This window comes from Paenibacillus sp. P4_E11 (assembly GCF_056401635.1).
Genome location: NZ_JBFUIX010000005.1, coordinates 138,663 through 145,257, shown reverse-complemented (window position 1 = coordinate 145,257; position 6,595 = coordinate 138,663). Strand labels below are relative to the sequence as shown.

General features: G+C 55.4%; 5 protein-coding genes. 3 read left to right on the top strand and 2 right to left on the bottom strand.

Translation table 11 applies throughout. The features are described 5' to 3' along the window. Positions 1-315: topoisomerase C-terminal repeat-containing protein (locus tag AC1DWB_RS04135; protein ID WP_477539759.1), on the top strand; the 315-nt coding region annotated here is incomplete at its 5' end. A gap of 185 nt (positions 316-500) precedes the next feature. Here AC1DWB_RS04135 and AC1DWB_RS04130 read toward each other — a convergent pair. Continuing rightward, entirely contained in the window at positions 501-2,516 is a 2,016-nt protein-coding gene (locus AC1DWB_RS04130; RefSeq protein ID WP_477539758.1) for a hypothetical protein, read from the bottom strand. Positions 2,517-2,620: 104 nt separating this feature from the next. Between AC1DWB_RS04130 and AC1DWB_RS04125 the strand changes: the two genes are divergently transcribed. Further along, positions 2,621-3,559: a helix-turn-helix domain-containing protein gene (locus AC1DWB_RS04125; RefSeq protein ID WP_477539757.1), complete on the top strand. Its 939-nt coding sequence runs from the start codon at positions 2,621-2,623 to the stop codon at positions 3,557-3,559. A gap of 207 nt (positions 3,560-3,766) precedes the next feature. Further along, a complete protein-coding gene (locus AC1DWB_RS04120) occupies positions 3,767-5,086 on the top strand; it encodes an ABC transporter substrate-binding protein (RefSeq protein ID WP_477539756.1) in 1,320 nt (439 codons plus the stop codon). A gap of 288 nt (positions 5,087-5,374) precedes the next feature. Here the strand turns inward: AC1DWB_RS04120 and AC1DWB_RS04115 are convergent, their stop codons facing one another. Beyond that, positions 5,375-6,583, bottom strand: a complete 1,209-nt coding sequence (locus AC1DWB_RS04115) for a Gfo/Idh/MocA family protein (protein ID WP_477539755.1) — start codon at positions 6,581-6,583, stop codon at positions 5,375-5,377. Positions 6,584-6,595 lie beyond the last annotated feature (12 nt).

Below are 6,595 nucleotides of genomic sequence, written 5' to 3'. Positions count from 1 at the left end.
GCGCCAGCCCGCGCCAGCGCCGGGGCGGCGCTGCGCGAGCGCGTGGGCGCGTGCCCGCGCCCCGGCTGCAGCGGCGACGTGATCGTCGGCCACAAGGGCTACGGCTGCTCGCGCTTCCGCGAGGGCTGCAAGTTCGTCATCTGGAAGGACGCCTACGGCAAGTCCTTGACCGTCGCCATGGCGCGCAGCCTGATCGAGAAAGGCCAGACCGGCAAACTCAAGCTGACCGGCCGAGACGGACAACCGACGGAGGGCAAGCTCGTGCTCCAGGACTCGAGCACCGGCGCCCTTTCTATCGAGCCTGCAAAGCCGTAAAGGCGCCTTGCGTTCAGCCCGGCTGGCAGGGCGTACAGGCAGAGGGGGTTCCAGGTTGCGTACATTTAGAATCGCGGGCGTCACGCCGGGCCAGAACCGCAAACGCAACGCGGGGACAACGAAAACGACGACAAGCCGACGGATCGAGAAACCGTCGGCCAGCGCGCTGAGTTAGTTACTTGCTCTTATTTCACCAAATAGCGGACTACATGAAGCCGGATCGCTGTATTTGGCACCGTTGCGGGCGAATCCCCGGGATTGAGCAAGGTGACGCGAACCGAATTGGCGCCGTCTACGCAAGCGCTTGCAAGAAGCGGAGCGATCTGGACCAAGGGCAACGCTTCAACCTGCCAGCCGTATTGAGCTCCATTGACAACGAAAGACTGAGAGACAGCCGATCGGGAGGCCACGAATGTGGCGGCGAACGTGACGGCCGTCAGGGCCAAGCTGTCATCCAAGCTGTAGTCGATCAATTGCAGCAGCCCAGGGGAAACGGCCTCGTCTTTATAAACCGGATTGCCGATTCCCAAACGCGGCTGATGAAACACGACTGGTCCGCTCAAGGGGGCTGTTTTGTATATGTATATTTGCGCCGAGCTGCCGCCGCTGAGCGTATCGCTGTCCAAACTCCAGTTTCCGGCCGCTTGCAGGCGGTAGGCGGCGTTCGTTCCATGAATCCGGTTGTTGCCTCCGGTCATGCCGGTTACGGTTTGGGTATTGACGCCCGTATAGGTCCCGGAGACCAGGTTGGATTCAAACGTGATGCCAGCAACGTTAATCAAGAGAAACCCGCTGGAATAAGGGTTCACATGGCCGTACGATTTGTTGCTGATCCAGGTCACCTGGCTCGTAGGCGTATTGTTCGTTCCGATGCGGAAGCCGTCGTAGCATTGGTGCGCTTCATTCTCCACATAGAACAATCTGGCCGATTGCAGCGGAACCCCGTAGATGGACGAAGGATAAGAAAGGTGGCCGTTGCCTGTGCAGAAATAAGCTTTGTTGCGGGCGATGAGAATGTCGAACGCCGCTTCGACGAAGGTGCAAGTCAGGTGCCCCCAGGCGGAGCAGTCCGTAATGGAGCAAAATCTGGACCCCTGGTCGATCGTGAACGCCGTGCCGGGATTCGCAACGTGCTCACAGACGGACTGGCAATTCATGATGTGGAAATCGCGCAGCTCGACGTCCCCGTTAACGAGCATCGGAGTATCGTAACCCGTCGAATGCAGAACGGCCCCGTGCTTGACGCAATACAGCTGAACGCCGGCATAGCCGCACTGCTCGAAATGCACGTTTCGCAAATAGACGCGCGTGCAGTAGTCCTGCGCCTCCGGCGCCGATTGCGGGTCCGTCACCCCTCCGAGCAAGCCGAGTACGCGCAAGCCCATCCAGGCCCAGCCGACAAAGCGGGTATTTTCCAGAACGAGGCCGTCTATCGCCCAAAACTGCAAGCCGGTCAGCTTCGCTCCCGCTACCTGATGACTCAAATTGCCGTCGAACGTGATTCCCCCGATGAAAATGTCGCTGACACGGGTCGAAGGGTACGTCGTCTGATTTTGCGCTGCGTTGCCGCCCCGGATGCTCGGCTCCGCGTTGGATCCGCTTTGGTTGTTGTCCAATAAAAAGGTTCCTTCGCCGATCAAGGTGAAATGACTCGGAATGACGAGCTTGCGATAACGAAAAACTTCGTGCCGGGCCACATAGACGGCTTTGCGAGCGGACGCCGCATAGGCAAACAGCGCATTCAGCCGGTCATCGTCCACAGTCGTGCCTGAAGGATTGCACCCGAATTGGGCCGGATACAGATTCCCGGCTTCTGGGCGCTTCCAGCGGCCGGGCCCGGTCGCTCCGGCAAGGCGGAATACCGTTCCTCCGTTGTCGGGCTCCGAGGAGCCGGCATCCCAATACAGCAGCCCGCCTCCTCCATCCCCTTTGGCATAGTAGCCCAACGCTTCCGCGACAAAACCGTCGGCCAGCGGATGCAAACTCGGCCAATTTTGCAACTCCGCAATCGTGTCCACTCTCCGGACCGTATCGACGTGCCCCGAAGGCGAGGGGCCGTAAACCGCATTCGACACGCCTTGGGCAAGCGCACGGTTGCTCCAGTTTCCTGCGGCAAAGGCGGCCCCGGCGATGCCCAGGGAAGCGAGCACTTTTCTTCTGCTCCACAAAATCGGAGCGTATTCCGTCTGATGTTCCTTCATATACAATCCCTCCTTTTGCTTGTATAATACAGGTGAAACTCCTCACGGTATTTGCAACGATAGTCGCAAGTTTTGTAAAATCGGCCAAAGGAGGCGGCGATCCCATGACGGATTGGGAAATGTTGCGTTTGAAGGAAGAAGTAGTCGTTGAACGGCTGTTTTCGTTTCTGTACATGGAGCTGCCGAAACATTTCCAGGCTACCGGCGAAAAACATGATTTCTGGGAATTAGTTTATGTCGATAAAGGGGAAGTCTTCATCATTACCGACCTGGGGAGCAACCATCTGAGCCAGGGCGATATGATTTTTTATTCGCCGAACGAATTCCACACCGGTCATGCGGTGGGCGGAACCGCTCCCAACCTGATTATTATGTCGTTCGTCTGCCACTCGCCCGCCATCGACTATTTCAAGGGAAGGGTGCTGCATCTGGAGCAATCCGAGCAGGACCTTCTCTACCATTTGATTTCCGAAGGAAAGGAAGCGTTCGATCCTCCCGTCGGACATCCCCAAATGATGATCCCGCAGCGCAAGGAAGGCGCTCAGTTCGGCAGCGAGCAAATGATCAAAAACTTGCTGGAAATGCTGCTGATCCGCCTCATTCGCAAACAATCGGCCGGGACATGCAAGCAAAGGCCGGAGTCGGTTGTGCTCGCAACGAGAAACGAGGACTTGTTCGAACGGATCGCGCTGTATTTGAATGCCAACGTCAGGAACAACCTGATCTTCGAACAAATATGCAGCGAGTTTGCCATCGGCAGCACCATTCTGAAAAATTTGTTCAAAAGCCGGGCCAATTCCGGGGTCATGGAATATTACAACATGCTGAAGCTCGAGTACGCGAAGCGGCAAATTCGCGAGAAGATGTACAGCATGACGGAAATCGCCGATCAGCTCGGCTACAGTAGCGTACATTATTTTTCGAAGCATTTCAAAAAAGCGACCGGCTTCGCTCCGAGCGAATACGCGCGAATGATCGCCGGCAAAACAACGCGAAAGCGAGCTCCGCAGTCCGTACTCCTTTATGGCGGCGATCCCCTTTAACGAGTATGAAAACGCTTACCTAACGACGAAAATCCCGCCCGTCCCCATGAGAGCGGGTTTGTTTCGTCTGTCTATTATTGCAAAACTTGCGACGATAATGACAACGACTTTCCCCCGGTTATCCCCTATGATAGTTCCATGTCGGGCTAACCTCTTTGTAAAAAGCCCGGACGTCGAAGAAAGATAAAAACGGGGAGGCAACATTTCATGAAACGCAATTCGTTGTTGGCATCAAGCGCAATCGTACTATTGGGGGCGATCGTCTTGTCCGGCTGCGGCGGACGGGAAGGGGCATCCGACGCGGCGGGCTCGAATCCGGCGGCAACCCCCTCGAACTTACAGGAGAAGGCGGCCGACAAGCCGGTACGTCTGACCTTGCTGGCGAGTGAAGCTTATTTGTATGACGATGATTTTCAGCTCTTGATAGTAGAGCCCTTGAAGAAAAAATATCCGAACATTACCGTCGACCTGGTCAGACCGGCAACGGGCACGCAAATTCAGGACCTCGTCGCCGCCAAAACCGTGCCCGATCTGATGATCCTGTCGAGAGCGAGCAAGGACCAATACAAAGAGCTGGGGCTTACGACCGACATTTTGCCGCTCCTGAAAAAAGCCCAGATCGATTTGAGCCGATTCCGGCCGGGCGTGGTCGAAGCCTTCGGCGACAACGGACAAGTGTACGGCTTGCCGTATGCGACCAACACCAACGCGCTTTATTACAATGAGGAGCTGTTCGATAAATTTGGCGTGGACTATCCGAAAGACGGCATGTCCTGGGAAGACGTTCTCGCCCTCTCCAAGAAAATGACCCGCGTGGAGGGTGGCGTCCAGTACAAAGGCTACGATTATTTTATGAACTACTGGCTCGGGTACCCGCTGTCTCTGCCCTTTGTCGACAAAAGCACAGGGAAAGCGGCGATAAACAACTACGAATGGAAAAACGTATTTCAGCTGATGAAATCGTTCGACGACATTCCCGGCAATCAGAAATCGCCGTCTTTTGCCAAGGCTTTTACCGAGGAACGAACATTGGCCATGGTCGGCACGATCAATTTGTTTCCGATGCTGAAGCAGGCATCCAATCAAGGCTTCCGGTGGAACCTGGTCGAATTCCCAAGCTACAAAGAAAAGCCGCACGTCGCCCCACCCGTCGACCTGCATGAAATTATGGTTTCGCGAACAAGCGAGCATCAAGAAGAGGCCGTTCGCGTTATCGAGGTGATCACTTCCGATGCCGTACAGTTGATCAGCGCCCGCAAGACGGGCCGCGCTTCCGCGCTGGACAACCGGCAAATCGAGGAGCAGCTCGGGGCGGAAATCCCTCATTTGCAAGGGAAAAATATTGCCGCCATCTTCAAAAGCAAACCCGCCCCGGTGCGCAACGAAACGAAAACCGACGATCAAATCAAACGGATTATCGACAAAAATTTTGCGCAGGTCCGAAACGGCACTATTGATATCAACGCGTTCATGCAAAAAAGCGAAGCAGAAGCCAACGACTGGATCGAGGCCGAGAAAAAAAAGTAAAGCTACTTATGCGAGATACGCAGAAGGCGATGGGATAACCGTCTTGCCTTCTGTTTTTTTGCGCCTTGACCTCTGAGCCTTTGAAGGGACGAGCGTGAGAAGGAAGTGGTCGTCGGCCGGTTCGGCCTGGAGCATGGCGGGGAATGGGCAAGCCAAGGGATGTGAAGTTTCACATGCATTTTGGCCCAAATGCGTGTGAAACTTCACATCCCTCCAACTAAGAGTACAGCAATCATCATATCCGATTGGCCAGTACCGTAATCTAACAGGCGCTGAACGGCATCGAAGTTAGCGGACAGCTCCGATCATAGTTAACAAATCGTTGCTCGGAATAGCCACAGGCATCCCGCTCTCAGCCGACTGCGCGGCAGCGAGAGCGATGGCCGCACTGTCCCGCGCCCCCCATATACCCGGCATCGCCGGCTCGCCCTTCTGGATCAGTTCGACGAACGTCCGCACGATCGCGTCGTCGCCCCCGCCATGTCCGCCGGAGCGGCGTTCCGGATAGTAGGTCTCGACTTCCTTGGAGTGCCGTTTCATAATCGTTATTTTGAAGTCTTGTTCGTTGTTGTAGAAGCCGATCATTTTTCCTTTCGTGCCCGTAAACATAAATTCGCGCGTATATTCCGGCGTAAAATGACACTCCAGATAAGAAAGCCTTGCTCCGTTGGCGTAGTCTATAACGACAATCCCGTTGTCATCCGTGTCGATCTCCTCGGCATAGACGCACAGATCGTCCTTCAGCCGGACGCCGCCGTAATCCATCTCCAGCCCTGTGCGGTTATCGACGTAATAGGCGCATGTGGCCGTCTCGTCGCATGACCGGCACCGTTTGTCGTTAGGAGCGCTGCCGCCGAACACGTCCAATCCGCTTGAGGAATACACTTTGACCGGGGACGAGTCGATCAGCCAGTTGGCCAAATCGAGTGAATGTGTGCCCTTTTCCAAAATGAGACTTTTCACGTACTGTTTGCGCCTTCTAGCACCATGATAATAATAGTCGCCGCCGACCGAGACGTTGTCGATGACGTTCCCGAGCTTAATCTCCCCGATCTCACCCGATGAGATAAAACGCTTCATGTCTTCCATGAGCGAGCAATAACGCAGCTCAAGCCCGACCATGAACACCCGCTTCGCCTCGATCCCCGCCTTGACCATCCGGTCGCAATCTTCGATCGACTGCGCCATCGGCTTCTCCAAATAAACGTGCTTCCCTGCTTTTAGCGAAGCGAGCGTATGCTCCGCATGGGCATGATCGTTGCTGCAGATGATGACGGCGTCGAGCCCGGGGAGCTGCAGAAACTGCTCCAGCGAAGTCGTCGCAGGGATATGATCCCCGAGCTTCTCCTTGGCAAAGTCCAAACTTTCCGGCTGAATGTCGCATAGTCCGACAATCTCGCAATCCGGATGTTTGCCGAAGTAAGCTCCTCCGAAATAAACACCCCTCTTGCCCGTCCCTAATATGCCGATTCCGATTTTTCCGCTGCTTGTCATCATAGTCGCCGCACT

What these genes read in the sequence shown, in the direction of transcription:
- AC1DWB_RS04130 (WP_477539758.1), bottom strand. Translation starts at nt 2,516, where the DNA reads ATGAAGGAACATCAGACGGAATACGCTCCGATTTTGTGGAGCAGAAGA.
- AC1DWB_RS04125 (WP_477539757.1), top strand. Translation starts at nt 2,621, where the DNA reads ATGACGGATTGGGAAATGTTGCGTTTGAAGGAAGAAGTAGTCGTTGAA.
- AC1DWB_RS04120 (WP_477539756.1), top strand. Translation starts at nt 3,767, where the DNA reads ATGAAACGCAATTCGTTGTTGGCATCAAGCGCAATCGTACTATTGGGG.
- AC1DWB_RS04115 (WP_477539755.1), bottom strand. Translation starts at nt 6,583, where the DNA reads ATGATGACAAGCAGCGGAAAAATCGGAATCGGCATATTAGGGACGGGC.